At 77.0% G+C, this 26,542-nt stretch carries 26 protein-coding genes; 23 read left to right on the top strand and 3 right to left on the bottom strand.

Going from position 1 to position 26,542, the window contains the following annotated elements:
- The first annotated feature begins 14 nt into the window (after positions 1-14).
- The 13 genes from pyrR (at position 15) to ITJ85_RS07680 (ending at position 14,838) form a co-directional block, all read left to right on the top strand.
- Positions 15-578 carry a bifunctional pyr operon transcriptional regulator/uracil phosphoribosyltransferase PyrR gene (pyrR, locus tag ITJ85_RS07620; RefSeq protein WP_217915757.1) on the top strand — a complete coding sequence of 188 codons (564 nt, stop codon included), beginning with the start codon at positions 15-17 and terminating at the stop codon, positions 576-578.
- Positions 575-1,531, top strand: a complete 957-nt coding sequence (locus ITJ85_RS07625) for an aspartate carbamoyltransferase catalytic subunit (protein ID WP_217915758.1) — start codon at positions 575-577, stop codon at positions 1,529-1,531. Before pyrR ends, ITJ85_RS07625 begins: the two co-directional genes overlap by 4 nt.
- Positions 1,531-2,829 (top strand): dihydroorotase, encoded by a 1,299-nt coding sequence (locus tag ITJ85_RS07630; protein WP_217915759.1) that lies wholly within the window; start codon positions 1,531-1,533, stop codon positions 2,827-2,829. Before ITJ85_RS07625 ends, ITJ85_RS07630 begins: the two co-directional genes overlap by 1 nt.
- Positions 2,817-3,392 (top strand): isochorismatase family protein, encoded by a 576-nt coding sequence (locus tag ITJ85_RS07635; protein ID WP_217915760.1) that lies wholly within the window; start codon positions 2,817-2,819, stop codon positions 3,390-3,392. Before ITJ85_RS07630 ends, ITJ85_RS07635 begins: the two co-directional genes overlap by 13 nt.
- Positions 3,389-4,456: a glutamine-hydrolyzing carbamoyl-phosphate synthase small subunit gene (gene carA / locus ITJ85_RS07640; RefSeq protein ID WP_217915761.1), complete on the top strand. Its 1,068-nt coding sequence runs from the start codon at positions 3,389-3,391 to the stop codon at positions 4,454-4,456. The genes ITJ85_RS07635 and carA overlap by 4 nt, the downstream gene beginning before the upstream one ends.
- Positions 4,456-7,689 carry a carbamoyl-phosphate synthase large subunit gene (gene carB, locus ITJ85_RS07645; protein WP_217915762.1) on the top strand — a complete coding sequence of 1,078 codons (3,234 nt, stop codon included), beginning with the start codon at positions 4,456-4,458 and terminating at the stop codon, positions 7,687-7,689. The genes carA and carB overlap by 1 nt, the downstream gene beginning before the upstream one ends.
- Before the next feature lie 123 nt (positions 7,690-7,812).
- Positions 7,813-8,154 (top strand): integration host factor, actinobacterial type, encoded by a 342-nt coding sequence (gene mihF / locus ITJ85_RS07650; protein WP_217915763.1) that lies wholly within the window; start codon positions 7,813-7,815, stop codon positions 8,152-8,154.
- A 13-nt stretch (positions 8,155-8,167) separates the two neighbouring features.
- Positions 8,168-8,734, top strand: a complete 567-nt coding sequence (gmk, locus tag ITJ85_RS07655; RefSeq protein ID WP_217915764.1) for a guanylate kinase — start codon at positions 8,168-8,170, stop codon at positions 8,732-8,734.
- A complete protein-coding gene (gene coaBC, locus ITJ85_RS07660; protein ID WP_217915765.1) occupies positions 8,727-9,917 on the top strand; it encodes a bifunctional phosphopantothenoylcysteine decarboxylase/phosphopantothenate--cysteine ligase CoaBC in 1,191 nt (396 codons plus the stop codon). Before gmk ends, coaBC begins: the two co-directional genes overlap by 8 nt.
- Positions 9,918-10,132: 215 nt before the next feature.
- On the top strand, positions 10,133-10,978 hold the full coding sequence (locus ITJ85_RS07665; RefSeq protein WP_217915766.1) for an AAA family ATPase: 846 nt from the start codon (positions 10,133-10,135) through the stop codon (positions 10,976-10,978).
- Positions 10,975-12,147: a DUF58 domain-containing protein gene (locus tag ITJ85_RS07670; protein WP_217915767.1), complete on the top strand. Its 1,173-nt coding sequence runs from the start codon at positions 10,975-10,977 to the stop codon at positions 12,145-12,147. The genes ITJ85_RS07665 and ITJ85_RS07670 overlap by 4 nt, the downstream gene beginning before the upstream one ends.
- A complete protein-coding gene (locus tag ITJ85_RS07675; RefSeq protein ID WP_217915768.1) occupies positions 12,137-14,488 on the top strand; it encodes a transglutaminase TgpA family protein in 2,352 nt (783 codons plus the stop codon). Before ITJ85_RS07670 ends, ITJ85_RS07675 begins: the two co-directional genes overlap by 11 nt.
- Complete coding sequence (locus tag ITJ85_RS07680; protein ID WP_217915769.1) at positions 14,485-14,838, top strand: tetratricopeptide repeat protein; 354 nt, start codon at positions 14,485-14,487, stop codon at positions 14,836-14,838. The genes ITJ85_RS07675 and ITJ85_RS07680 overlap by 4 nt, the downstream gene beginning before the upstream one ends.
- Here ITJ85_RS07680 and ITJ85_RS07685 read toward each other — a convergent pair.
- The gene (locus tag ITJ85_RS07685) at positions 14,835-15,275 is read right to left on the bottom strand and encodes a YbjN domain-containing protein (protein ID WP_217915770.1); all 441 of its coding nucleotides are present in this window, start codon (positions 15,273-15,275) and stop codon (positions 14,835-14,837) included. The two genes, ITJ85_RS07680 and ITJ85_RS07685, sit on opposite strands and share 4 nt — an antisense overlap.
- 39 nt (positions 15,276-15,314) lie before the next feature.
- On the opposite strand from ITJ85_RS07685, the gene dtd reads away from it, so the two are divergent.
- The 10 genes from dtd (at position 15,315) to ITJ85_RS07735 (ending at position 24,451) form a co-directional block, all read left to right on the top strand.
- Complete coding sequence (gene dtd, locus ITJ85_RS07690) at positions 15,315-15,800, top strand: D-aminoacyl-tRNA deacylase (protein ID WP_217915771.1); 486 nt, start codon at positions 15,315-15,317, stop codon at positions 15,798-15,800.
- A 123-nt stretch (positions 15,801-15,923) separates the two neighbouring features.
- The gene (locus ITJ85_RS07695; RefSeq protein ID WP_217915772.1) at positions 15,924-16,364 is read left to right on the top strand and encodes a ribosome maturation factor RimP; all 441 of its coding nucleotides are present in this window, start codon (positions 15,924-15,926) and stop codon (positions 16,362-16,364) included.
- 79 nt (positions 16,365-16,443) lie between these two features.
- On the top strand, positions 16,444-17,811 hold the full coding sequence (nusA, locus tag ITJ85_RS07700; RefSeq protein WP_217915773.1) for a transcription termination factor NusA: 1,368 nt from the start codon (positions 16,444-16,446) through the stop codon (positions 17,809-17,811).
- Positions 17,812-17,836: 25 nt separating this feature from the next.
- Entirely contained in the window at positions 17,837-18,094 is a 258-nt protein-coding gene (locus tag ITJ85_RS07705; protein ID WP_217915774.1) for a YlxR family protein, read from the top strand.
- A gap of 17 nt (positions 18,095-18,111) precedes the next feature.
- Positions 18,112-20,895: a translation initiation factor IF-2 gene (gene infB, locus ITJ85_RS07710; RefSeq protein ID WP_246496376.1), complete on the top strand. Its 2,784-nt coding sequence runs from the start codon at positions 18,112-18,114 to the stop codon at positions 20,893-20,895.
- Positions 20,896-20,907: 12 nt separating this feature from the next.
- Positions 20,908-21,231, top strand: a complete 324-nt coding sequence (locus tag ITJ85_RS07715) for a DUF503 domain-containing protein (protein ID WP_217915776.1) — start codon at positions 20,908-20,910, stop codon at positions 21,229-21,231.
- Positions 21,231-21,596 (top strand): 30S ribosome-binding factor RbfA, encoded by a 366-nt coding sequence (rbfA, locus tag ITJ85_RS07720; protein WP_217915777.1) that lies wholly within the window; start codon positions 21,231-21,233, stop codon positions 21,594-21,596. The genes ITJ85_RS07715 and rbfA overlap by 1 nt, the downstream gene beginning before the upstream one ends.
- Positions 21,593-22,603, top strand: coding sequence for a DHH family phosphoesterase (locus tag ITJ85_RS07725; protein WP_217915778.1), 1,011 nt, complete (start codon positions 21,593-21,595; stop codon positions 22,601-22,603). The genes rbfA and ITJ85_RS07725 overlap by 4 nt, the downstream gene beginning before the upstream one ends.
- Positions 22,596-23,492 carry a tRNA pseudouridine(55) synthase TruB gene (gene truB / locus ITJ85_RS07730; protein WP_217915779.1) on the top strand — a complete coding sequence of 299 codons (897 nt, stop codon included), beginning with the start codon at positions 22,596-22,598 and terminating at the stop codon, positions 23,490-23,492. The genes ITJ85_RS07725 and truB overlap by 8 nt, the downstream gene beginning before the upstream one ends.
- The gene (locus ITJ85_RS07735; RefSeq protein ID WP_217915780.1) at positions 23,489-24,451 is read left to right on the top strand and encodes a bifunctional riboflavin kinase/FAD synthetase; all 963 of its coding nucleotides are present in this window, start codon (positions 23,489-23,491) and stop codon (positions 24,449-24,451) included. Before truB ends, ITJ85_RS07735 begins: the two co-directional genes overlap by 4 nt.
- Positions 24,452-24,491: 40 nt before the next feature.
- Here ITJ85_RS07735 and ITJ85_RS07740 read toward each other — a convergent pair whose 3' ends face one another.
- Both ITJ85_RS07740 and ITJ85_RS07745 read right to left on the bottom strand, forming a co-directional pair.
- Complete coding sequence (locus ITJ85_RS07740) at positions 24,492-26,063, bottom strand: amidase (protein ID WP_217915781.1); 1,572 nt, start codon at positions 26,061-26,063, stop codon at positions 24,492-24,494.
- Positions 26,060-26,287, bottom strand: coding sequence for a hypothetical protein (locus tag ITJ85_RS07745; RefSeq protein ID WP_217915782.1), 228 nt, complete (start codon positions 26,285-26,287; stop codon positions 26,060-26,062). Before ITJ85_RS07745 ends, ITJ85_RS07740 begins: the two co-directional genes overlap by 4 nt.
- Positions 26,288-26,542 lie beyond the last annotated feature (255 nt).

Here is a 26,542-nt window from a genome sequence, read left to right on the forward strand (position 1 = left end):
GCGCACCTAGCGCCGTGGCGGGCAAGATCCTGGTCGACGAGGACCAGGTCCGCCGCACGGTCGCGCGCATCGCCCACGAGATCGTGGAGCGCCACGCGGAGCCCGACCGCCTCGCGCTGGTCGGCATCCACACCCGCGGGGTGCCCCTGGCCGACCGCCTCGCCCGGCTGATCGGCGAGTTCGCCGGCGCCGAGCCGGCCGTCGGCACCGTGGACATCGCGCTCTACCGCGACGACGTCGGCCTCGACGCGCGCCGCGGCGCGCTGCCGGTGGTGGGCGACACGGTCCTCGACTTCGACGTCTCCAGCCGCGCGGTCGTGCTGGTGGACGACGTCCTGTTCACCGGCCGCACCATCCGCGCCGCGATCGACGCGGTCTTCGACTACGGCCGCCCGGCGATGGTGCAGCTCGCCGTGCTGGTGGACCGCGGCCACCGCGAGCTGCCGATCCGCCCGGACTACGTCGGCAAGAACCTGCCGACCTCGCGCGACGAGCGCATCGCCGTGCACCTGAGCGAGATCGACGGGGTGGACGAGGTGGTGCTCGAGACCCCCGCGGGCGTCAGGGGCACGCCGTGAGCCGCCGCTCGCTGCTCACCATCGCCGACCTCGACCGGGCCGAGATCGCGCGCATCCTGCGGGTCGGCAACCGCTTCGCCGAGGTCATGGAGCGCGACATCAAGAAGGTGCCGACGCTCCGCGGCCGCACGATCATCAACATGTTCTTCGAGGCCTCCACGCGCACCTCCACGTCGTTCGAGCTGGCCGGCAAGCGCCTGTCGGCGGACGTGGTCAACGTGAAGGGCTCCGGCTCGAGCGTCGAGAAGGGCGAGACGCTGAAGGACACGGTGATCACGCTCTCGTCGTACCTGCCCGACGTGATCGTGATCCGCCATCAGTCGGTGGGGGCCTGCCAGATGGCCGCCCGCTACACCGACGCGGCGGTCATCAACGCCGGCGACGGCAAGCACGAGCACCCCACCCAGACGCTGCTCGACCTCTACACGATCGAGCGGGAGGTGGGGCCGCTCGACGGCCTGCACGTCGCCTTCGTGGGCGACGTGGCCCACTCGCGGGTGGCGCGCTCCGGCGTGCGCGGGTTCCAGACCATGGGCGCCCGGGTCTCGCTGATCGGCCCGCCCACCCTGCTGCCGCGCGACGCCGAGGCCGCGCTCGGCGTGACGACCTCGACCGACGTGCGCGACATCGCGGACGCCGACGTCGTCTACGTGCTGCGCATGCAGCTCGAGCGGATGGGCCCCGGCGGCTTCGTGCCGTCGCTGCGCGAGTACGCGATGACCTACGGGATCAACCACGCGCGGCTGCGCCCCGGCCAGCGCGTCATGCACGCCGGCCCGATCAACCGCGGCGTGGAGATCTCGGGCGAGCTGGCAGACGACCCCGCCACGCTCATCGAGCGCCAGGCGGCCAACGGGATGGTGGTGAGGATGGCGGTGCTCTACGACCTGCTCGCCGGGCCCGCCGGCAGCACCGAGCCGGCCGGCGCGCCCATCGGCGCGGTGGCCGTCTGATGGCGGTCCGGCTGGTGCAGCGCCCGGGACCGGCGGCCTCGCTGGTCATCCGCGGCGCCCGCGTGCTCGACCCGCTCGCCGGCATCGACGAGGTGCGCGACCTCGTCGTCCGCGACGGCGTCATCGGCGGCGACCCGGACGGCCTGGAGGTGGTCGAGGCCGAGGGGCGGCTCGTCGTGCCCGGCTTCGTGGACCCCCACGTGCACCTGCGCACGCCGGGCCGCGAGGACCTGGAGGACATCGCCACCGGCACGCGGGCGGCCGCCGCGGGGGGCTTCGTCACGATCGTGGCCATGCCCAACACCTCGCCGGTGGTCGACACGGCCGCCGTGCTCGGCGCGCTGCTGGAGCGCGGGGAGCAGGAGGCCGCCGTGCGGGTGGGCTTCCTGGCGGCGATCACCGTCGGCCAGGAGGGGCGGGAGCTGACCGAGCAGGCCGAGCTGGCCGAGCTCGGCGCGGTGGGCTTCAGCGACGACGGCCACCCGGTGGCCGACGCCGAGGTCATGCGCCGGGCCTTGCAGTACCAGCGCATCACGGGGCTGCCGCTGGTGCTGCACGAGGAGGACCCGAGCCTGTCGGGCCGCGGCGTCGCCCACGAGGGCGCGGTCGCCAGCCGCCTGGGCCTGCAGGGCATCCCCTCCATCTCCGAGAGCGTCGCGGTGGCGCGCGACGCCGCCCTTGCCGAGTACGAGGGCGGCTGGATCCACATCTGCCACGTGTCCGCGTCCGAGACGGTCGAGGAGATCCGCCGGGCCCGCGCGCGCGGGGTGCGCGTCACCGGCGAGGCGTCGCCGCACCACCTCACGCTGACCGACGAGGCGATCGCCTCGCTCGACCCGGCGCGGCACAAGATGAACCCGCCGCTGCGCGAGGAGTCCGACCGGCTGGCGCTGGTGGCCGCGCTCGCCGACGGCACGATCGACTGCGTGGCCACCGACCACGCCCCGCACGACGCCGACGAGAAGGAGGTGCCGTTCGAGGAGGCGCCGTTCGGCATCACGGGGCTCGAGACGGCGTTCGCCGTCTGCAACACCCACCTCGTGGAGACCGGCGCCCTGCCGCTCGCGACGCTCGTGCGCCGCATGGGCGCCGACGCGGCGGGCGTGCTCGGCCTGCCGGCGCCCTCGCTGGCCGACGGCGCGGTGGCCGACGTCGCGCTGATCGACCCGGCGGCGCGGGTGGTGGTGGGGCACGAGCCGTTCCAGAGCAAGTCGCGCAACTCGGCGTGGCTCGGCGAGGAGCTGCGCGGACGGGTGGAGCTCACGATCGCGGGAGGTCGGATCGCATGGCGGAGGTAGTCATCCAGCGGCACCCGGCGCTGCTGCGCCGCGAGCGGACCGGCCTGATCGTCGTGGACGTCCAGGAGGGCTTCCGGCCGGTGATCGACCGCTTCGACCGGACGGCCGCCGCGTGCGGCCTGCTGGCCGAGGGCTTCGGCATCCTCGGCCGCCCGGTGGTCGCGAGCGAGCAGTACCCCAAGGGCCTCGGCGCCACGGTGCCCGAGGTCGCCGGGCGGCTGCCCGAGGGGACGATCCCGGTCGAGAAGGTCCGCTTCTCGGCCTGCGGCGTGCAGGGCATCGACGAGGCGGTCGAGGCCGCGGGCTGCCCCGCGTGGGTGGTGGCCGGCATCGAGGCCCACGTCTGCGTCAACCAGACGGTGCTGGACCTGCTCGACCGCGGGTTCGAGGTGCACGTGGCCGCCGACGCCACCTCGTCGCGGGACCCCGAGAACGCGCGGCTGGCGCTGGAGCGCATGGCGACGGCCGGCGCGCACGTCACCTCCAGCGAGATGGCCCTCTTCGAGATGCTCGAGGAGGCCGGCACGGCGGAGTTCAAGGCGATCTCGAAGCTGGTGCGGTGAGCGGGGCGATCGTCGCCCTCGAGGACGGCCTCGTCCTCGAGGGGCGCAGCGTGGGCGCGCCGGGCACCGGCCTGGGGGAGATGGTCTTCACGACCGGCATGACCGGCTACCAGGAGGCGGTCACCGACCCGTCCTACCTCGGCCAGATCCTCGCCTTCACGGCCCCGATGATCGGCAACTACGGCACGGGGCCCGCCAACGACGAGAGCGACCGCCCGTGGGCCGGCGCCGTCGTGATGGCGAGCGCGGGCGACGCCCCCGGCGCCGCCGGCCCGGTCGGCTGGTGCACCTGGCTGCGCGAGCGCGGCGTGGTGGCGGTGGACGACTGCGACACCCGCCGGCTGGTGCGCCGGCTGCGCGACGCGGGCGCGATGCGCGGCGGCGTCTCCACCGAGCTCGGCGCGGAGGAGCTGCTGGCGCGCGTGCGCGAGCACCCCCCGCTCGACGGCCGCGACCTCGCGGGCGAGGCCGCCGGCCCGGCCCGCCTGCTGGGCGAGGACGGCCCGCGCGTGGTCGCGATCGACTGCGGCATGAAGCGCAGCATCGCGGCCGGCCTCGCCGGCGCCGGCTGCCGGCTGGACGTGGTGCCGGCGGGCACATCGGCGGACGACGTGCTGGCGCGCGACCCCGACGGCGTGTTCGTCTCCAACGGGCCCGGCGACCCGGCGGCGGTGGAGGGGGTGGTCGGCGCGGTGCGCGACCTGCTCGGCCAGGTGCCGGTGTTCGGCATCTGCCTGGGCCACCAGATGCTGGCCCGGGCGCTCGGCCTGGAGACGCGCAAGCTGGCCTTCGGCCACCGCGGCGCCAACCACCCGGTGCGGCGCAGCGACGACGGGCGGGTGGAGATCACGGTGCAGAACCACGGCTACGCGGTGGTCGCGGAGGGCCTGCCGGACGGGGTGCAGGTGACGCGCACGAGCCTCTTCGACGGCTCCGTGGAGGGGATCGCCGCGCCGGAGCTGCGGGCCTGGTCGGTGCAGTACCACCCCGAGGCCAGCCCGGGGCCGCGCGACGCCCGCTACATGTTCCGCGAGTTCGTCGGCGCGATCGGCGGGGGCCGCTGATGCCGCGCCGCGACGACCTGCGCACGATCCTCATCCTCGGCTCGGGCCCGATCGTGATCGGCCAGGCCGGCGAGTTCGACTACTCGGGCACCCAGGGCGCCCGCGCGCTGACCGCCGAGGGCTACCGGGTGGTGCTGGTCAACTCCAACCCGGCCACGATCATGACCGACCCCTCGGTGGCCGACCGCACGTACGTCGAGCCGCTCGACGCCGAGGCGGTGGAGGCGGTGATCGCCGCCGAGCGGCCGGACGCCCTGCTGCCGACGCTCGGCGGCCAGACGGCGCTCAACCTGGCGATGGAGCTGTCGGCCGCCGGCGTGCTCGACCGGTACGGCGTCGAGCTGATCGGCGCCGACGTCGACGCGATCCGCCGCGCCGAGGACCGCGAGGTGTTCCGCGACACGATGGCCGCCGCCGGCCTGGCCGTGCCGGAGAGCCGGATCGTGACCGATCTGGCGGGCGGCCGCGCCGCCGCGGCCGAGCTCGGCCTGCCGGTCATCCTGCGCCCCGGCTTCACGCTCGGCGGCGAGGGCGGCGGCGCGGCCCACACGCCGGAGGAGCTCGACGCGCGCCTGGCGACCGCGCTCGACGCGAGCCCGATCGGCCAGGTGCTGGTGGAGCGGTCGGTGCTCGGCTGGGCCGAGATCGAGCTCGAGGTGGTCCGCGACGTCGCCGACAACGCGGTGATCGTCTGCTCGATCGAGAACGTCGACCCGATGGGCGTCCACACCGGCGACTCGGTGACCGTCGCCCCGGTCATGACGCTCACCGACCCCGAGCTGCAGCGCCTGCGCGACGCCGCGCTCGCGGTCATCCGGGCCGTGGGCGTGTCGACGGGCGGCGCCAACGTGCAGTTCGCCCTCGACCGCGCCACCGGCGACTTCGTGGTGATCGAGATGAACCCCCGCGTGTCGCGCTCGTCGGCGCTCGCCTCGAAGGCGACCGGCTTCCCGATCGCCAAGATCGCCGCCCGGCTCGCGGTGGGGTACACGCTCGACGAGCTGCCCAACGAGATCACGGGCGTCACGCCGGCCTCGTTCGAGCCGACGCTCGACTACGTCGCGGTCAAGATGCCGCGGTTCGCGTTCGAGAAGGTGCCCGGCGCCTCGGCGGAGCTGACCACCCACATGAAGAGCGTGGGGGAGGTGCTGGCCCTCGGCCGCACGTTCGGCCAGGCGTTCGGCAAGGCGATGGCCGGGCGGGAGCTTGACGTGCCGGCCCGCGAGCCGGCCGGCGTCGCCGAGGCGCTCGAGCGCCTGCGCACCCCGTCCGCCGACCGCTACGACGTGCTGATGTGGGCGCTCGGGGCCGGCGCGGCCGAGCCCGACGTGGTGGCGGCCACGTCGATCGACCCCTGGTTCGTCGCCCAGCTCGCCGCGCTCGCCCGGGCGCGCGCCGGGGTGGCGCGCCCGCTGGAGGAGCTCGACGGCGCCGCCCTGCGCGCCGCGCGCCGCGCCGGGCTCTCCGACCGCGACGTCGCCGCCGCGGCGGGGGCCGACGAGCTGGCCGTGGGGCGGCGCCGGCGCGCGCTCGGCGTGCGGCCGACCTACCACGCGGTCGACACCTGCGGTGCCGAGTTCGCCGCGCGCACGCCGTACTACTACGCGGCCTTCGAGACCGAGAGCGAGCTCGAACGCGACGACCGCGAGGCGGTGGTCGTGCTGGGCTCGGGCCCCAACCGGATCGGGCAGGGCATCGAGTTCGACTACTGCTGCGTGCACGCGGCCGAGACGGCGCGCGAGCTGGGCCACGCCGCGGTGATGGTCAACTGCAACCCCGAGACGGTCTCGACCGACCACGGCGTCAGCGACCGCCTCTACCTGGAGCCGGTCACCCTCGACTCGGTGCTCGACATCTGCGAGGCCGAGCGGCCCCGCGGGGTGATCGCCCAGCTCGGCGGCCAGACGCCGCTGCGCCTGGCGCGGGCGCTGGCCGACGAGGGCGTGCCGATCCTGGGCACGCCGCCCGAGGCGATCGACCTGGCGGAGGACCGCGGCCGCTTCGGCGCGCTCCTGTCGCGCCTGGGCCTGGAGGCGCCGCCGTGGGCCGTGGCCGCGACGCCGGACGAGGCCGCCGCGGCGGCGGCCGAGGTGGGCTACCCGGTGCTGGTGCGCCCGTCCTACGTGCTGGGCGGCCGGGCCATGGCCGTCTGCGACTCGCCGGAGGCCCTGCGCGCCTACCTCGAGCGCGAGCGGCCGTCCGGGCAGCTGCTGGTGGACCGCTTCCTGGAGGGCGCGGTCGAGCTCGACGTCGACGCGCTCGCCGACGGCGCCGACTGCTGGACGGCGGCGGTGATGGAGCACGTGGAGGCCGCGGGCGTGCACTCGGGCGACTCGGCCTGCGTGCTGCCGGCCCAGAGCGCGGGCCCGGGCCTGATCGCCGAGCTCGAGGAGCAGACCGCGGCGCTCGCGGCGGCGCTCGGGGTGGTGGGGCTGCTGAACGTGCAGTACGCCGTGCGCGACGGGCGCATCCACGTGATCGAGGCCAATCCGCGCGCCTCGCGCACCGTGCCGTTCGTCGCGAAGGCCACCGGGGTGCCGCTGGTGCGTCACGCCGTCCGCCTGATGCTGGGCGCCTCCCTGGCCGACCTCGGGCTGCCGGCAGCCGCCCCGGCGCGGCACGTGGCGGTGAAGGAGGCCGTGCTGCCGTTCTCCCGCTTCCCGGGCGCCGACCCGGTGCTCGGCCCGGAGATGCGCGCCACCGGCGAAGTGATGGGCCTGGGCGGCAGCTTCGCCGAGGCCTTCGCGAAGGCCCAGCGCGGGGCGGGCCAGGCGCTGCCGTCGTCGGGCGCGGTCGTCCTGTCGGCGCGCGACCGCGACAAGCCGCGCGCAGTGGCGCTCGCCGCCCGGCTGGCCCGCGCGGGGCTGGACGTCATCGCCACCGCCGGCACGGCGGCCGCCGTCGCCGCGGCGGGCATCCCGGTGCGGCGGGTCAACAAGGTCTCGGAGGGCTCGCCGCACATCGCGGACCTGATCGCCCGGGGCGACGTCGCGCTCGTCGTCACCACGCCGCGCGGCGGCCAGGGGGCGCGCACCGACGGCTCGAGCATCCGGGCGGCGGCCGTGCGCGCGGGCATCCCGTACATCACCACGATCGAGGCGGCCGAGGCGGCCGGCGCCGCGATCGCCCGGCCGCCCGGCGCGGCCCCGCGGGCGCTGCAGGACGCCGGCCTGCCGATGCGCGCCGGGCGGGCCTTCCGGCCGGGCGCCGTGGTCGTCTCGACCTCGACCTGAGCATGAGGCGCTATGAGCCTTCTGCAGGTGTGACTCTCCCTGCTATGAGCGTGAATTCGACGTAAAACCGCTGCAAAGACGCCCTTGCTTCCGCCGCGACGGCGAACCTAGAATGGCGCCGCGATGGCGACGACGACCTCGACCTCCAAGCCCGCGTCCCAGACGCCGGAGCGATCGTTGGACCAGCGCATGGAGGCCCTCCGCCGGGCGAACGAGATCCGCTCGCGCCGGGCGCAGCTCAAGAAGGACCTGAAGGCCGGGCGCGCCTCGATCACACAGGTCATCGACCAGCCGCCCGACTTCGTGATGACCGCGAAGGTCTTCGACATGCTCATGGCGGTGCCGAAGTACGGGAAGGTCAAGGCCACCCGCTTCCTCAACACCTGCCGGATCTCCCAGGGCAAGACCATCGGCGGCCTCTCAGACCGGCAGCGGTCGGAGCTCCTGGAGCTGCTGCGCCGCTAGCGAGCAGTCGCGCGTGAACCGCCCGCGCGTGATCATCGTGTCGGGCCCGTCCGGCGCCGGGAAGGGCACGCTGATCGCCGGCGTGCTGCCGCGCCTGTCGTGCCTCGAGGTCGCGATCTCCGCCACCACGCGGCGCATCCGGCCGGGGGAGCGCGACGGCGTCCACTACCACTTCCTCGACCCGGACGAGTTCGAGCGCCGGGCGCGGGCGGGCGAGTTCCTGGAGCACGTGGTCTACGCCGGCAACCGCTACGGCACGCTGCGCTCCGAGATCGACCGCATCCTCGCCGCCGGCCGGGCGCCGATCGTCGAGATCGAGCTGGCCGGGGCGCGCGCCGTGCGCGAGAGCATCCCCGGCGCGGTGTCGGTGTTCATCAGCCCGCCGTCGCTCGAGGAGCTGCACGCGCGCCTCGCGCGGCGGGCCACCGACACCGCCGAGGAGATCGCCGCGCGCCTCGAGACCAGCCGCGTCGAGCTGGCGGCGCGCGACGAGTTCGACCACACGGTCGTCAACCGGGACATCCCGACGGCGATCGACGACCTGGAGGCCGTGGTGACCCGCGCGCTGTGCGATGGCTGAGGTCCTGCTCGGCGTCTCGGGCGGCATCGCCGCGTACAAGGCGATCGACGTGATGCGCATCCTGCAGCGGCGCGGTCACGCGGTGACGGTGGTGATGACCCGCTCCGCGCAGCGGTTCGTGGGCCCGGCCACGTTCGCCGCGCTCTCGGGCCGCCCGGTCGGCACGGACATGTTCGGCGCGGAGCGCAGCCCCGGTTACGGCCACCTCGACCTCGCCCGGCGCGCGGACCTGCTGCTCGTGGCCCCGGCGTCGGCGAACACGCTCGCCCACATGGCGGCGGGCATGGCCGGCGGGCTGCTGGGCGCGGTGCACCTGGCGTTCGACGGCCCGGTGCTCGTGGCCCCGGCCATGAACACGCGCATGTACCTGCACGCCGCCACCGCCGACAACCTGGCCCTGCTGCGCGACCGGGGCGTGGGGGTGGTGGAGCCGGGCACCGGCCTGCTGGCCGACGGCGACGTGGGCGTCGGCCGCCTCGCCGAGCCCGGCGACATCGCCGACGCCGTGGAGGCGCGCCTGGCCGGCGCCGGCACGCTGGCCGGGCGGCGGGTGGTGGTGAGCGCCGGCGGCACGCGGGAGCCGATCGACGCGGTCCGCTACGTCGGCAACCGCTCCAGCGGGCGCATGGGCTGGGCGATCGCGGCGGCCGCCCGCCGCCGCGGCGCGGAGGTGACGGTGCTCGCCTCGAACGTCGAGCTGCCGCGCGAGCCGGGCGTGCGCTACGTGGAGGCGCCGACCGCCGCCGACCTCCACCGGGCGACCCTCGACGCCTTCGCGGGCTGCGACGTGCTCGTCATGGCCGCCGCCGTCGCGGACTTCCGCCCGGGCGCCTCGCGCGCCGGGAAGATCGACAAGTCGGCCCAGGGCTCGTTCGCCATCGAGCTGGAGCCGACGACCGACATCCTCGGCGACCTCGCGCCGCGGCGGGCGCAGCAGGTGGTGGTGGGCTTCGCCGCCGAGCACGGGGCGGCGGGGCTCGAGCGGGCCCGCGCCAAGCGCGTGCGCAAGCGCCTCGACCTGATCGTGCACAACGACGTCTCGGTCGACGGCATCGGCTTCGGCAGCGCCCAGAACGAGATCACGATCATCGGCGCCGACGGCGAGGAGACCCTCCCGCGCATGAGCAAGGAGGCCTGCGCCGAGCGCATCCTCGACGCGGTGGTGCCGCTGCTGCCGGCGTAGGGGCGCGCCGGGCCGGCGGGCGCGCCCGCGGCCGTCCGCCGGGCTCCGCCCCGGGCCCGTCGCCCGCCGCGGGCGGTGGGCTACCCTCGGGGCACGTCGTCGTCCGTCGCCACCCCGTCGCCCCCGGCCGACGAGCTCGGCCGGGCCTCCGCGCTCGCCGGCGCGCTCGCCGACGCCTGCTCCGCGCGCCGCGCGCGACCATCGAGGTGTGCGTGGTGGCGCTGCTGTCGGGCGGCCACGTGATGATCGAGGACGTCCCAGGCGTGGGCAAGACGGTGCTCGCCAAGAGCCTCGCCCGTGCGGCCGGCTGCGGCTTCTCGCGCCTGCAGTGCACGGCCGACCTGCTGCCGGCCGACGTGACCGGGGTCACGGTCTGGGACCAGCACGCCGCGGCGTTCCGCTTCCGGCCCGGCCCCGTGTTCGCGAACGTCGTGCTGGTGGACGAGGTCAACCGCGCCTCGCCCAAGACGCAGTCGGCGCTGCTCGAGTGCATGGAGGAGGGGCAGGTCACGGTCGACGGCGAGACGCGCGCGCTGCCGCTGCCGTTCATGATCGTGGCGACCCAGAACCCGGTCGAGTACGAGGGCACCTTCCCGCTGCCCGAGGCCCAGCTCGACCGCTTCGCGGTGCGGGTGGCGATCGGCTACCCGCCCGCGGCCGACGAGGCCGCGATGCTGCTCGACCTGGCGGCGCACGACCCGCTCGAGGCGGTCCGGCCGGTGGCCGACGAGGCGGGGGTGATGGCGGCCCGCGCGGTGGTCGACCGGGTGCACGTCGACCCGGCCCTGGCGCGCTACGTGGTGGCGCTCGTCGGGGCCACCCGGCGCGACCCGCGGGTGCAGCTCGGGGCCAGCCCGCGCGCCGGCCTCGCGCTGCTGCGGGCGGCGAGGGCCCGGGCGGTGCTCGCCGGGCGCGGCTACGCCCTGCCCGAGGACGTGCGCGACCTGGCCCACCCGGTGCTCGGGCACCGCATCATCCTCTCGCCGGAGGCCGCGGCGCGCGGCGCGGCGGCGGCCGAGGTCGTGCGCGACGCCCTCGACGCGGTGCCCGTCCCGCTGTGACCGCCGGCCCCTCCGGGCGGGCGCTCGGCCTGGCCGGGGCCGGCGCGGCGGCGATCCTCGCCAGCCGCGGCTTCGGCACGGGGCCGCTGGCGACCCTCGGCGCCGGCATGCTCGCCCTGCCGCTGCTGGTGACGGCGCTCGTCTGGTCCGCCGCGCGCGGGCTCCGCCTGCGCCGCTCGGTCGAGCCCGCGCGCGCCCGCGCCGGCGAGCCGGTGGTGGTGCGCCTGGCGCTCGGCGGCTGGCCGGTGCGCCTGGGGCTCGACCGGCTGCTGGAGACGGGGCTCGATCCCGGGATCGGCGCCGCGGGCGGCCGGCGCGCGCCCGTCCCCCTGGGCCGGGGCGCCTGGCGGGTGCGCGGCGCGCGCGGCGACCACCGCCTGCCGGCCGCGCGCGTCCGGGTGCGCGACCCGTTCGGCCTCGCGCGCGGGGAGCGCTCGGCCGGGGAGGGGACGCCCCTGCTGGTGGTGCCGGCGGCGCCGGCGCTGGGGGGCGCCGCCGGCGGGGCCCGGGCGGCGGGCGGGGCGGGGCGCCGCCGCGCCCCGCTGGCCGGCTTCGGCGAGCTCGACCGGGTGCGCGACTACCGGGAGGGCGACCCCCTGTCGCTGGTCCACTGGGGCCAGACCGCCAAGCGCGGGCGCCTCCAGACCAAGGAGCTCCACGCACCGGAGGCCGCGCCGCGGGCCGGGCTGGTGCTGCTGGACGGCGCGGCGCCTGCCGGGGAGGCCTTCGAGACGGCGGTGGTCGCCGCCGCCGCCCTCTGCCGGCACCTCGACGCCCGCCGCGACCCCTTCGCGCTCGTCCACACGGGCGCCGCGCCGGTGCGGCTGCCGGCCGGGCGCGCGACCTGGCCCGTCGCGGAGGTGGCCCTGGCGCGCGTGGCGCCCGGCGGGGAGCGCCCCGTCGCGGTGGCCCTGGCCGCGGAGACCGGCGGGCCGGACGCGCCGGCGGCGGCGGCGGTCGTGACCGCGGGGGCCGCCCCCGGGCTCGCTGCGGCCGTGGCGCGCGCCCGGGCGCGCGGCGTGGGCGTGCTCGCGGTGCTGGTGGGCCCGGCCGCCGCCGCGGCCGACGAGCTCGCCGCCGCCGGCGCCGAGGTGGTCGTGGTGCACGGCCGCGACGACGTGGCCCGCGCGCTCGGCGCCGGCCGGGGGGCCGCCGGCCGTGCCGCCTAGCGCCCGCGCCGGGTCGGCCGCCGCCGCGGCGGTGGCGGCCGCCGTGCTGGGCGTCGCCTGGGCGGGGCTGTACCGCGGCGTGGGCGCCGGGCACCTCGTCGCGCTCTGCGCCGCGGCGGCCCTGCCGGCGTTCGCCTCGCTGCTGCCGCGCCGCCGGGCGGCGGCGGTCGCGGCCGCCGCCGCCGTGGCGGCGCTGGTCGTGCCGGCCATGGCGGCCCGCGTGTCGCCCTGGGGCCTGCTGACCTTCGACGCCGCGGCCTGGCGGCCGCTGCGCGGCCTGCTGCCCGACGGCCTGGCCGAGGGCTGGCGCTCCGGCCTGCCGGTCGAGCCCGCCGCGACCCCGGCGCTCGTCGCGCTGCTCGACGTGGGGCTCGCCGTGCTGGTGGCCGTCGCCACGTGGCAGATCCTGGCCCGGCGGCGGCCGGTGGCCGGGCTCGTGGCCGTCGGGGTCGGCCTCGCCTACCGCTGGACCGTGGAGCCGCCGGCCTCCGGCACCGCGACGGGGGCCCTGGCGCTGGCCGCGCTGACGGCGGTGCTCGCGCTGGCGGGCGCTGACGACGCGCCGGCGGGCGGCGCGCTGCGGCGGGCCGGCGGGGCGCTCGCGATCGGCGGGGCGGCGGTGGCGCTCGCCGCCGGGCTCGGGGCCGGCCCCGCGGCCGCCGGCGACGGGTGGTGGGCCTGGCGCGACTGGGAGGTCGGCGCGCGCGCGGAGGCCGGCGCGAGCGGATTCGACCTGCGCCAGTCCTACGGCCGGCTCGACTGGCCCGAGACGCCGCGGGTCGCGATGACGGTCGACGCCGACCGTCCCCGGCCGCTGCGCGCCGTGGGGCTCGACGAGTTCGACGGCGTCGCGTTCTCGATCGCCGATCCGTCCACCTCGCGTCCGCTCGCCTCGGGCCCCGGCCTGATCAGCGTCGACGACCACGAGGCGCCCGGCGACGAGCGCGACCACGCCACCCAGCGGGTCACGCTCGTCGGGCTGCGCACCGCGGTGCTGCCCGTGTCGGGCCACCCGCGGTGGATCGCCGGCGACTTCGAGGGCACGGCCGACACGATCGGCGACGCCGTGCGCCTCGCCTCGCCGGTCGGCCCGGGCGCGCGCTACACCGTCCGCACCCGCGTCGCGCGGCCGACGCCGTCGGCGCTCGGCGAGGCCGGCTACGCGGGCGCCGGCGCGCCGGAGGGCGCCACCGGCCTGCGCGGCGCGCCCTGGATGCGCGAGGTGCGGGTGCCGCTCTGGGGCCCCGGGGGCCCGGCGCGGGGCGTCGGCGGCCTCGGCGACCTGGAGCGCATCCGCGCGCTCGCGCTCGAGGTCGCCGGCGACGCGCCGTCGCCGTACGCGGCCGTCAACCGCCTGGAGTCGTTCCTGCGGCGCGGAGGCTTCCGCTACGACGAGCGCCCGCCCAGCCCGCGCGACCTGGCGGCCGACGCGTACGGCGGCGCGGTCCGGAACCCCCCGCCGCTGCAGGAGTTCCTGTTCGGCAGCCGGCGCGGCTATTGCCAGCACTTCGCCGGCGCGATGGGCGTGATGCTGCGCTCGCTCGGCATCCCGGCCCGGGTGGCGGTGGGCTACACCGGCGGGCGCTGGGATCCCGGCGAGGAGCGCTACGTGGTGCTCGACCGCGACGCCCACTCGTGGGTGGAGGTCTGGTTCCCGGGCCACGGCTGGCTGGCGTTCGACCCCACGCCGGGGCGCTCGTCGGCGAACCCTGCGTCGGTGTCGTCGCCGGACTACTCGCCGACCCCGATCGACGTCGACCTGGGCGGCATCGCCGAGACCGCCGTGGCGCCGCCGGCGGCGGACGAAGAGGACGGGTCGCCGGCGACCGCCGCCGCGCCGCAGGAGGACGCGGCGGGCGACGCCGGGGACGCCGCTGCGCCCGACGCGGCGGCCGCGCCGGCGGGCGGGGGCGGCGGGCCCTCGCCGTGGTGGTGGGCCGTCGCGGGCGCGGGGGCGCTCGGGCTGGCGCCGGCGGCCGCGCGCGGCGCCCGCCGCGCCGCCGCGCGCCGGCGCGGCGGCGAGCGCGAGCGCGTGGTGGCGGCGGCCCTGGACCTGGAGGCGGCCATCGCGCCGCTCGGGTGGGCGCCGTCGCCGGCGGCCGCCCCGAGCGAGCGCGCCGCGGCGATCCGGGCGGCCTCGGGCGTCGACCCGTCCGCCCTCTACCGGCGGGCCGCCGTCGCGCGGTTCGGCCCCGAGCCCCCGCCCGCGGGGGCGGGGGCCGCCGCGTGGCGCGAGGCGGCGCGCCTGCGGCGCGCCATCCGCCGGCGCGCGCCGCTGCGTGCGCGGCTGCTCGCCGTCGCGGGGCTCCGTCGGCACGGGCGCGCTACGGTGACCCGGTGAACGGCGGCAGCGAGGCCTACGAGGCGTTCTGCAACGGCCGGTGGCTGCTGGAGGTGCGGGAGTTCCGGCAGGCGGCCGTGGCCCTCGAGCGCGCGAAGGCGCTCGAGCCGGACAAGGCCTCGATCAGGGAGGCGCTCGGCCGCGCCTACCTGGCCGCGCGCAGCTACCGGCGCGCGGCCGAGGAGTTCGGCGTCGCCGTGGAGCTGCACCCCACCGACGGCTACGCCCACTACGGGCTGGCGCGCTCGCTGTCGCGGCTGGGCGACCCCGCCGCGAAGCGCCACTACCGGCTGGCCCGCCTGTTCGGCACCGGGCTCGACGAGCCCTCGGGGCCGCCGCCGGCCGGCTAGTCGGTCCCCGCGCCGGGGGGCGGCCGGAACTCCGTGCCCTCGGGCACGTCGAAGCCGGTGCGCACGATGCTCTCGTAGGTCTCGTCCACCAGGGCCGAGAGGGCGCCGAGCAGCCCGTCGAGCAGGTCGCCGTCGAGCGCCGCCAGCGGCGCGTCGGCCAGCGCGTGGACGTCGCCGACGGCGTCGATCGCGAAGCGCCAGTGTCGCGTGGCGAGGTTCTTCTGCAGCAGCCGCCGGTAGACGTCCTCGTGGGCCCGGTCCGGGCCGCGCATGATGAAGGCCTGCATGGAGAGCGTGCGCTCGCGGGCCCGCAGCAGCACGCCGACCGCGCCGCGCTTGCTGCAGGGCACCTGCACCGCCCACTCGCGCGGGCCGCGCCGCTCGGCGTCGAGGCCGATCTCGGCGAGGTGCCCCGCGATGGCGTCCGCCCCGGTCACGCCGCGATGCTACCCGCGCGGCGCGCGTACGATCGGCCGGTGCGCGTGGTGCTGCAGCGGGTGCGGTGGGCCCGGGTGGAGGTCGGCGGGGAGGAGGTCGGGGCGATCGGCGCCGGCCTGCTCGCGCTGGTCGGGGTGGCGGAGGGCGACGGGCCGGACGACGCCCGCCGGCTCGCCGCCAAGACGGTGCGGCTGCGGCTGTTCGGCGACGGCGACCGGCCCTTCGACCGCGCCCTCGCCGACCTCCCCGGGGGCGCGCTGCTGTGCGTGAGCCAGTTCACGCTGCTGGGCGACGTGCGCCGCGGCAACCGCCCGTCGTGGTCGCGCGCCGCCGCCCCGGAGGTGGCGGCGCCGCTGGTGGAGGCGTACGCCGCCGCGGTCGCCGGCCACGGCGTGCCGGTGGCGCGCGGCCGCTTCGGGGCGGCGATGGCGGTGAGCCTGGAGAACGACGGCCCGGTCACGCTGGTGCTCGACAGCGCCGGGCTCGCGGCGCCCCGGCGGGCCGCTCCGGGGCCCGCCGCGTAGCGCTCCCGCGCCGTCCGGAGTGCTATCGTCATGTGCTCCGCGAGGGATTCTGTGACGGTGGCGACGGGAGGTGGGTGACGAACCCACCTTTTTTGTGCGCGACGTGGTCGAGGGAGGCGCATCGTGAAGGCGGGCGACATCGAGCGACGGGTGGAGGCGGCGCTGGCCGACGCCATGCCCGCGGTCGACCTGCTCGACTTCACCGTGCTGCCCGCGCAGGGCGGGATGATGCGCCTGGTCGTGGACCATCCCGACGGCGTCGACCACGACCTGTGCGCGGCGGTGACGGCGGCGCTCGACGACGCGGGGCTGCTCGAGGACTACGGCGCCGAGGTCTGGTCGCCGGGCCCCGAGCCGCCGCTGCGCCGGCCGGAGCACTTCCGGCGCGCGGTGGGCCGGCGGGTGCGCGTGCGCGCCGAGATCGACGGCGACGCCCGCACGGTCACGGGGACCCTGGTGGACGCGGGCGAGCAGGCGGTCCGCGTGCGCGCCGCCGAGGGGGAGGTGGAGATCCCGCTGGACCGGGTTCGCCGCGCCAACGCGCTCGAGGAGGCGGAGGCGTGACGACGAGGGTGTGCCGGGTGGTTGTGGCGGGCCGGGCGTGCGAGCCCGGCGCCGGTCAGTTCGTCTGGGGGGACGTGGCGTGAACCGAGAGATCATCGAGGCCATCAAGCAGATCGAGCGCGAGAAGGGGATCGACTCCGAGACTCTGATCGTCGCGCTCGAGGACGCGCTGCTCGCCGCGTACCGCAAGACGCCCGACCCCGCCGAGTTCGCGCGGGTCGACATCGACCGGGAGACCGGCGAGATGCGCGTCTGGCAGGTGCTGCTGCCCGAGGGCGAGGAGCTGCGCGTGCTGCCGCGCGAGGAGCCGGTCATCCCGGAGGGCGTCGACCCGGCCGAGTACGAGCCGCCGCCCCCCGACATCGACTGGGACGCCTACTCCGAGGACGAGATCGAGGTCGTCGACGTCACGCCGGACAACTTCGGCCGCATCGCCGCGCAGACCGCCAAGCAGGTGATCCTGCAGCGCATCCGCGAGGCCGAGCGCGAGATGATGTACGAGGAGTACGTCGACCGCGTGGGCCAGGTCGTGACCGGGATCATCCAGCAGTCCGACTCCCGCTACACGCTGGTCGACCTCGGCCGCGTCGAGGCGCTGCTGCCCGAGAGCGAGCAGGTCCACAACGAGCGCTACGACCACGGCGCCCGCATCAAGGCCGTGATCATCGAGGTGCGCCACTCCACGAAGGGCCCGCAGGTCATCGTGAGCCGCCGCTCGGACCAGCTCGTGCGCGAGCTGTTCAAGCTCGAGGTGCCCGAGATGGCCGACGGCCTGGTCGAGATCCGGGGCGTCGCCCGCGAGCCGGGCTGGCGCTCGAAGATCGCGGTGGTCTCCCACGTGCAGGGCGTCGACCCGGTCGGCGCCTGCGTGGGCCCGCGCGGCTCGCGCGTGCGCATGGTGGTCTCGGAGCTGCGCGGCGAGAAGATCGACATCATCCCGTTCAACGAGGAGCCCGCCCGCTACGTCGCCAAGGCGCTCTCGCCGGCGCGCGTGCGCGAGGTGCTCGTCGACGACGAGGGGCGCCAGGCGACGGTGATCGTGCCGGACGACCAGCTCTCCCTGTCGATCGGCCGCGAGGGCATGAACGCCCGCCTGGCGGCGCGCCTGACGGGCTGGCACATCGACATCAAGAGCGAGTCGACCTTCGCCCGCGAGGAGGAGAGCGACGAGTACGGCGACGAGACGGAGGCCGGCGTGTCGCGCTGCGCGGCCATGCTGCGCACCGGCAAGCGCTGCCCCAACGCCGCGGTCCCCGCGACGCGCTACTGTGCGCTTCCCGCGCACGCCCGCCTCGCGGAGCTCGAGTCGTCCCTCGGCCGCCAGCTGACGCCCGAGGAGATCGAGGAGTCGGCGACGGCCAAGGGCTTCGAGCGCGTGTCGGAGCAGGCCCCCGTCGGGGCGGCGGCGAGCGGGGCGGAGCCTGCGGAGGAGGACGACAGGGGGTAGGGATCTGACGCATCGCGCCCGGCACGTGCCGGAGCGCCGCTGCCTCGGCTGCGGGCTCCGGACGGCGAAGGCGTCGCTGGCCCGGTTCGCGGCCGTCCCCGACGGGACGGCCCATCGCCTGGTCCGCGACGACCGCGCGCGGCTCGGCGGCCGCGGGCTCTACACGTGCCCGAGCCGCGAGTGCTTCACCCGGGCGGCCGAGCGGCGCGCGTTCGGGCGGGGGGCGCGGATCCGCGGTGAGCTGAGGATCGATCCGGAGCTGGGCGCCGAGTTCGGCAGGTAGGAGGACCATTGGGGGACGTGATGGAGAAGAAGCGGATCTACGAGATCGCCAAGGAGGAGGGGCTTCCGAGCTCCCTCCTGCTGCAGCGGCTGCAGCGGGCCGGCGTCGACGTCAAGACGGCGTCGTCGACGGTTGACGTGGCCGAGGCCCTGCACGTCCTCAACCCCAACCGCTACCCCAAGCCGGAGCGCGCCCCCGAGCCGCCGAAGCCCGCGCGCCCGCCGCGCCAGGCCCGTCCCGGCAAGCCGCGCGCCGCCACGCCCGAGGCGCCCGTCGCCGAGGCGCCCGCCGCCCCGCGCGCCGAGACCCCGGCGCGGCCCTCCCCGCGGCCCGCCGCGGCGCGCCCGGCGGAGACCCCCGCCGCCGAGGCCCCCGCCCCGGCGCGGCCCGCCCCCGCCCCCGCCCCCGCGGCGCCCGACGCCCCCGCGCCCGCGGCCCCCGCTGAGCCGGCCGCCCCGGCCGCCCCGGAGGCGCCCGCGCCCGCAGCCGAGGCCCCCGCCGCGCCCGCCGCCCCCGAGCGGCCCGCCGCCGAGGCCCCCGCCGCGCCCGCCGCCCCCGAGCGGCCCGCCGCCGAGGCCCCCGCGCCGGAGGCCCCCGCCGCGCCGGAGCCGGCCGCGCCGGAGCAGCCGACGGCCCGCCAGGGGGCGCCCGCCCCCACGCCGCCGCGCCGCGGCGTGCCGGGCCCCCCGAAGCCCCCGATCTACCGTCCGCCGCCGGTCCCGGCCGGCAACGGCGGCGGCCGCCCCGGCGGCCCCGCCGGTCGTCCCGGCGGCGGTCCCGGCGGCCCGGGTCGCCCCGGCGGCGGTCCCGGTCGCCCCGGCGGCCCCGGGGGTCCCGGCGGCGGCGGCCCGCGCGGCAAGCGCCGCCGCGTGGTAATCGACCCGCAGGCCGGTCGCCGCGGGCCCGCGCCGCAGCGTGACCGCCGCGGTCGCGGGGGCGGCCCGCGCCAGGAGGAGAAGCCGGCCGTCGTCATCCCGCCCTCGGAGATGCCGCCGGTCGACGTGCCCTCGGGCTCGACCGTCAAGGACTTCGCCGAGATCCTCGGGATCGGCACCGCGCAGATCATCAAGCTGCTGATGGGCCTGGGCGAGCTGGCCACCATCACCCAGTCGCTCAGCGACGAGGCGATCGAGCTGATCGCCGCGGAGCTCGAGCGCAAGGTCGACATCGTCCACGCCGAGGAGGAGGCCGAGCGGGCCGAGGAGTTCGAGGACGACCCCGCCGACCTGCAGCCGCGCGCGCCGGTCGTGGCCGTCATGGGCCACGTCGACCACGGCAAGACCTCCCTGCTCGACGCCATCCGCTCCACCGAGGTGGCGGCGGGCGAGGCGGGCGGCATCACCCAGCACATCGGCGCCTACCAGGTGCACCACGGCGACCGGGAGATCACCTTCCTGGACACCCCGGGCCACGAGGCGTTCACCGCCATGCGCGCCCGCGGCGCCAAGATCACCGACGTCGCGGTCATCGTGGTGGCCGCCGACGACGGCGTCATGCCGCAGACGGTGGAGGCGATCGACCACGCCAAGGCGGCCGAGGTGCCGTTCATGGTCGCGGTCAACAAGATCGACAAGCCGGGCGCCAACCCGGATCGGGTCAAGCAGGAGCTCTCCCAGCAGGAGGTCATCCCCTCCGAGTGGGGCGGCACCCACGAGTTCGTCGAGGTGTCGGCGCTCGAGGGCACGGGCATCGACTCGCTGCTCGAGACCGTGCTGCTGGTGGCCGACGCGGACGCCGAGCCGAAGGCCAACCCGAAGCCCGAGGCCTCCGGCACCGTCATCGAGTCCCGCCTCGACCCGGGCCGCGGTCCGGTCGCCTCGCTGCTCGTGCAGCGCGGCACCCTGCGCATCGGCGACGTGATCGTGGCCGGCGACGTCTACGGGCGCGTGCGCGCGATGGCGGACCACACCGGCGCCGCGATCGAGGCCGCGGCGCCCTCCGTGCCCGTCGAGATCCTCGGCCTCGGCGGCGTCGTGGACGCCGGCGAGCGCTTCCGGGTGGTGGAGAACGAGCGCGAGGCGCGCCAGCGCGCCGCCGAGCGCAACCAGCGCCTGCGCGCGGAGGAGCTCGCCAACCGGCGCCCCGTGTCGCTCGACGACCTCTTCGCGCGCATCAAGGAGGGCGGGCTCAAGGAGCTCAACATCATCATCAAGGGCGACGTGCAGGGCTCCGTCGGCGCCCTGGAGGACGCGCTCAACAAGGTCGAGCAGACCGAGGTGCGCCTCAACGTCATCCGCACCGGCGTCGGCGCGATCACCGAGTCGGACGTGATGCTGGCCTCGGCGTCCGAGGCGGTCATCATCGGCTTCAACGTGCGCCCGCGGCCGGAGGCCGGGGTGCTCGCCGAGCGCGAGGGCGTGGACGTCCGCACCTACCGGGTCATCTACCGGGCCATCGAGGACGTGCGCGACGCGCTCGTCGGCCTGCTGGAGCCGGACATCGTGGAGGACGTCATCGGCCACCTCGAGGTGCGCCAGACGTTCCGCGCCAGCCGCATCGGCACGATCGCCGGCTGCTACGTCACCGACGGCGTCATCCGGCGCAGCGCGCGCGTGCGCGTGGTGCGCGACGGCACCGTGGTCCACGAGGGCCGCATCGCCTCGCTGAAGCGCTTCAACGAGGACACCCGCGAGGTGGCCCAGGGCTTCGAGTGCGGCGTGCTCGTCGAGGACTTCAACGACGTCAAGGAGGGCGACGCGCTCGAGGTCTTCGAGCTGCGCGAGGTGGCCCGCACCGCGCAGGCGGCCGCGCCGGCCGCCCCGGCGGCGGCGCCGGCCCCCGAGCCGGCCGGCGACGAGTAGGCGCCCGTCGCCATGGGCTGCGGCTTCGTGGGCATCCTGACCGTCGACCTGCACCTGCCGGAGGGCTCCTCGCTGAAGGGTAAGCGCAAGGAGCTCCTCCGGCTGAAGCACGCCCTGGTGCGGCGGTTCGCCTGCGCCGTGGCGGAGGTCGACCACCACGAGCTGTGGCAGCGCGCCCGGCTGACCCTGGCCCTCGTGGGCCGCGAGGCGGGCGAGACGGAGGAGCGGCTGGCCGACGCGGCCCGCTGGCTGCACGCCGACGAGGCCTTCCTGGTGGTCGGCTCGGCGCACGAGCTGGTGGCCGTCGAGCCCGACGGCGCGGAGGCCTGGACCTGATGGCCCGCCGCCCGCGCAGCACGCGGATGCGCCGCGTCGACACGGCGCTGCGCCAGGTGCTCGCCGAGGCGGTGGGCCGGGAGCTGTCCGACCCGCGCCTCGGGTTCGTGACGATCACGCACGTCGAGGCGACCCAGGACGTGCGCGAGGCGAAGGTCTGGTTCACCACGCTGGAGGAGTCCGAGCGCGAGGCGAGCCAGGAGGCGCTCGAGTCGGCGCGCGGGGTCCTGCAGGCGCGCCTGGCCCGCGAGCTGCGCTCGCGGCACACGCCCCAGCTGACGTTCCACTACGACAGCTCCCAACAGGACGCGGTGGCGCTGACGCGCCTCATCGACGAGGTCACGAGGCCCGAGGAGGGTGCATGAGGGAGCGCACGCGGCGCGACGCGTCGGCGGCCGAGGTGGCGGAGGTGCTGACGCGTCCGGGCGAGCGCTTCGTCGTGACCTCCCATCACAACCCCGATGGCGACGCGATCGGCTCCATGCTGGGGCTCGCGCGCGCCCTGCGGGCGGCGGGCGCGGACGTGGCGCTGGCCCACGCCGACGTGCCGGCCGTGCCGGGCGACCTCGCGTTCCTGCCGACGGCCGGCGAGGCGATCGCGCCGGCGCCGCCGGACGACGTGGCGGAGCGCGTGCTCGTGGCGGTCGACTGCGCCAGCGAGCTGCGCATGTGGCACGAGCCGGTCCACGAGCGCGCCCGGCTGGTGGTCAACATCGACCACCACCAGGACAACACGCGCTTCGGCGACCTCAACCTGATCGAGCCGGCGGCGTCCAGCACGGCCGAGGTGCTGTTCGGCGTGCTGGAGGAGGCCGGGCTGCCGGTGACCCGCGAGGTGGCCGAGCCGCTGTACGTCGGGCTGGTCACCGACACCGGGCGCTTCGGCTACACCAACACGAGCCCGCGGTCGCACCGGATCGCCGCGGCGATGCTGGAGGCCGGCGTCGACCCGTCGGCGATGTCCCGCCGCCTGTACGAGGAGCAGCCGCTCGACCGGCTGCTCCTGATGGGCCGGGCGCTGGAGCGGGCGCGCCCGCTGGCCGGCGGCCGCGTGCTCGCCGCCGTGCTGACCGCCGACGACTTCTCGGCCGCGGGGGGCGACGACACCGAGGGCATCGTCGAGACCATGCGGGGCGTGCGCGGCGTGGCCGCCGCCGCCCTGGTCCGCCAGGCCGGCCCGGCCGGGAGCTGGCGCGTCTCGCTGCGCACGGTCGACCCGGCGGTCGACGTCTCGGCGATCGCCCGCGAGGAGGGCGGCGGCGGCCACCGCGCGGCGGCCGGCTTCAGCACCCGGCGCGCGCCCGAGGACCTGCTGGCGTGGCTCGACGAGCGCATGGCCCAGCGCCTGGACGCCAACGGGGCCGGTGCCTGAGCCCGCGTCCGCCGTCCGGGTCGCGCCGGCCGTCTGGCTCGTGGACAAGCCGGCGGGGCCGACCTCGCACGACGTCGTCGCGGCCGTCCGGCGCCGTCTGCCGCGCCGCACGAAGGTCGGCCACGCCGGCACGCTCGACCCGTTCGCCACGGGGCTGCTGGTCGTGATGACCGGCCGCGCCACGCGCCTCGCGCCCTACCTCACCGGCCTCGACAAGACGTACCTGGCCACGATGCGCACCGGCTGGACCTCCGCCTCGGGCGACCCCGAGGGCCCGATCGAAGCGGCGGGCGAGCCCGCCACGGCCGAGGCGGTCGCCGCGGCACTGCCGGGCTTCGTCGGCGCCCAGCGCCAGCGCGTGCCGGCGCTGTCGGCGGTCAAGGTGGGCGGGGAGCGGCTCTACCGGCGCACCCGCCGCGGCGAGGAGGTCGAGGCGCCCGAGCGCGGGATCGTGGTGCACGAGCTGCGCCTGGCCGAGGACCATGGCGGGGGGCGGGTGACCGTCGAGGCACGCGTCAGCTCGGGGACGTACATGCGCACGCTCGTGGCGGACGTGGGCGCCCGGCTCGGCTGCGGCGCCTACTGCGAGGCGCTGCGGCGCACCGCCGTCGGCGGGCTCGCGGTGGCGGACGCGGTCGCGCCCGACGAGGTGGGCGGGGCCGGCGGCCTCGACCCCCGCGCGGCGTTGGCCCATCTGCCGGCGCGCGAGCTGTCGGGCGAGGAGGCCGCGCGCGTGCGCCACGGCGGCGCCGTGGCGGCCGGGCCCGGCGCGCCGGCGGACGGGCCCGTGGCGCTCCTGGCCGGCGGTCGGCTGGTGGCCGTGGCGCAGCCGGCGGCGGACGGCGCGCTGCGCCCCGCGGTGGTCATCGAGGACCCGGAGCCCCGGTGAGGCGGTACAACTCCCTCGGCGACCTGCCCCTCGGCGGCCCGCGGCGGGTGCTGGCCATCGGCACCTTCGACGGCGTGCACGTCGGCCACCAGGCGGTGATCGGCCGGGCCATGGAGCTGGCCGCGCAGCGCGGCCTGCCGTGCATGGCGATGACCTTCGAGCCGCAGCCCATCGCGGTGCTGCGCCCCGAGCTGCGGCCGGGCGTGCTGACGCACATCGGCTTCAAGAGCCAGCTCATCGAGCGCCTGGGCGTCGACGAGCTGCTGGTGGTGCCGTTCACCCGCGCGTTCGCCCGCATCCGGGCCGAGCGCTTCGCGGAGATGCTCGTCTCGCCGCCGGTCGGCGCGGACGCGGTGGTGGTGGGCGAGAACTTCCGCTTCGGCCACGGCGGCGCCGGAACCGTCGAGATGCTGGCCCAGTTCGGCCGCTCCCGGGCACTCCACGTCGAGTGGCCGCCGATGGTGCACAGCGACGACGGCAAGCCGGTCTCATCGACCCGCATCCGCCGGCTGGTGGCGACCGGGCAGGTGGCGAAGGTGATCCCGCTGCTCGGCCGCATGCACTCGGTCGAGGGCGTCGTGGTGCACGGCGAGGGCCGCGGCCGGGGCATGGGCATCCCGACGGCCAACCTGGACATCCCCGCGGACTCGGCGCTGCCCAGCCGGGGCGTCTACGCCTGCCGGGCCGTGCTGGCCGGCGGCCGCAGCGCCGCCGCCGTCAACATCGGCGTGGCGCCGACCTTCACGGCCGCCGACGCCCGCTCCACACTGCGCCTGGAGGCCTTCCTGCTCGACCACGACGGCGGCGACATCTACGGCCAGTCGATGCGCATCGACTTCATCGAGCGCCTGCGCGACGAGCGCCGCTTCGACTCGCCGGACGCCCTGCTCGCCCAGGTGCGCGAGGACGTCGCCCGGGTGCGCGAGCTGGCCGGCGGGGTGACCGCCCCCGAGGGGTAGGGCGGACCCCTCGGGGCCGGGGCGTCCCGCCCCCGAGGGGTCAACGCACCTCGAGCGCCGGGCGCAGCGTGTGGAACCCGGTGGCCATCTGGAAGCCGTGGGCCACCAGCAGGGCCAGCGCGTCGTCGCCCGGGGCGGCGGCGCACTGCATGGAGAGCGGCATCCCCTCGGCGCCGGAGATCCCGGTGGGGATCGCGATGGCCGGGGCCCCCGACAGGTTCCAGATGTTCGTCTTGCTGCCGCTCGACCGGCGCGCCGAGGGCGTGCCGCCGCCGGCGATCAGGCCGGCGATGTTGTCGGCGGGGTGGATCAGCACGTCGACCTCCTGGAAGACGCGCAGGAAGCGCTCGATCCACAGGCGCCGCACCCGCTGGGCCTGCGAGTAGGCGTGGCCGGGCATCAGCACGCCGGGCGCCACCCGGTCGATGTACGCCTGCGACATGTTCTGCGGCTGGGTGACCAGGTTGACGTGCTGGTAGGCCGCCACCTCGTGGCTGCGGATGATGTCGTAGAACGACGACACGCTGGTCAGGCCGGGCAGGAGCACCTCGGTGGTGACCGTGCGGACCGTCGCGCCCTGAGCCTTCACCACCGTCACGGCCTCCTCGAAGGCCGCGAGCTCGTCGTCGTTGGGCACACCGCGCAGGAAGTCGTCCGCCGCGGGCACGCCCACCACCACGCCGCGCAGCGGCTTGCGCGACGGCGCGGCCAGCAGGCGCTTGGCCAGCGAGTAGCGCTTCACGGGCCGGCTGAGCGGGTCCTTCGGGTCGGCGCCGCCGACGGCGTCGACCACCAGCGCGCAGTCGAGCGCCGAGTGGCACAGCGGCCCCGGGTGGTCCATCGACCAGGCCAGCGGCAGGATGCCGTGCAGGCTCACGGTGCCGTAGGTCGGCTTGAAGCCCGACAGGCCGCAGTTGGCGGCCGGGCCGCGGATGGAGCCGCCCGTGCAGGTGCCCATGCCGACCATGAACTCCGAGGCTGCCAGCCCGGCGGCCGACCCCGAGCTCGACCCGCCCGGCGTGCGCTCGAGGTCCCAGGGGTTGCGGGCGGCCGACGCGGTGGCCGTGGCCAGCTCGCTCGTGCCGACCTTGCCCATGATCGTGACGCCCGCGGCCTTCAGCCGGGCGACCGACTCGGCGTCGAAGGGCGGCACGTAGCCCGTGTAGAGCTTCGAGTTGCCCTCCGTGACGTACCCCTGCGTGAGGTAGATGTCCTTCAGGGCCACGGTGATGCCGTGCAGCGGGCCGAGGTGCCGCCCCCGGCGCAGGAGGCGCTCGGCGGCGCGCGCCTGGGCCAGGATGTCGGCGTCGGGGTAGCGGTTGACGAACGCCTGCACCCGCGGATCGACCGCCTCGATGCGCTCGAGGAACGCGAGCGCGATGTCGACCGGCGACAGCCGGCCCGACGCCACGAGCGGCGCGGCCTCGGAGATCTGGAGGTCGTGGAGGGGGCCGTCGGGCAGCTTCGGCCCCGGCTTGGGCTTCTTCACCGCGGCGCCGAGCCCCGGCACGGGCGCGGCGAGCACCGACGCCGCGGCCGCGGCGGCCGCCGCGCCCTTCACGAAGTCCCGCCGGCTGACCGACGGCGCGGGCGCCTCGACCGGCGGCGTCACGAGCCCCAGCCCTTCGCGCCGGGCTCGACGGTGCGCACGGGCACGTACTCGACGAGCGGCGAGGGCGTGTCCTGCTGCGGCATCGCCGCGAGCACCGCCTGGCACTCCTCCAGGCCGTTCAGGATCGCGTCGAAGATGGTCGTCGGGAGCTGGTGCGGGCCGAGGCCGTGCAGCGGCCCGAGCTTCTCGGCGAGTGCGATCGCCTCCTCTGGTGTGTACGGCACCTGTGGATCCTCCCCTGGCGTGGTGGTGCGTCCGGCGCCTCCGGGACCCCCGGGCGGGGGAGGCCGGCGCAGCCTGCCGGGCGGGCGCGGGCGCGTCCATTGGACGGCGGGCCGGGATGCGGCGCCCCCGGCTCCGCCCCCGGGCGGAAGGCGCGGGCGGGCGTTTGCTAGGGTCGGCGCACGTCCGGGGTACGAGCAGCGTGCACGCACCTCCCCCGGGCGCGACGACGAGCGACCCGGTGCGGCCCAGGCTGC

The sequence above is a fragment of the Miltoncostaea marina genome (assembly GCF_018141525.1).
GTDB classification, from domain to species: Bacteria; Actinomycetota; Thermoleophilia; order Miltoncostaeales; family Miltoncostaeaceae; genus Miltoncostaea; species Miltoncostaea marina.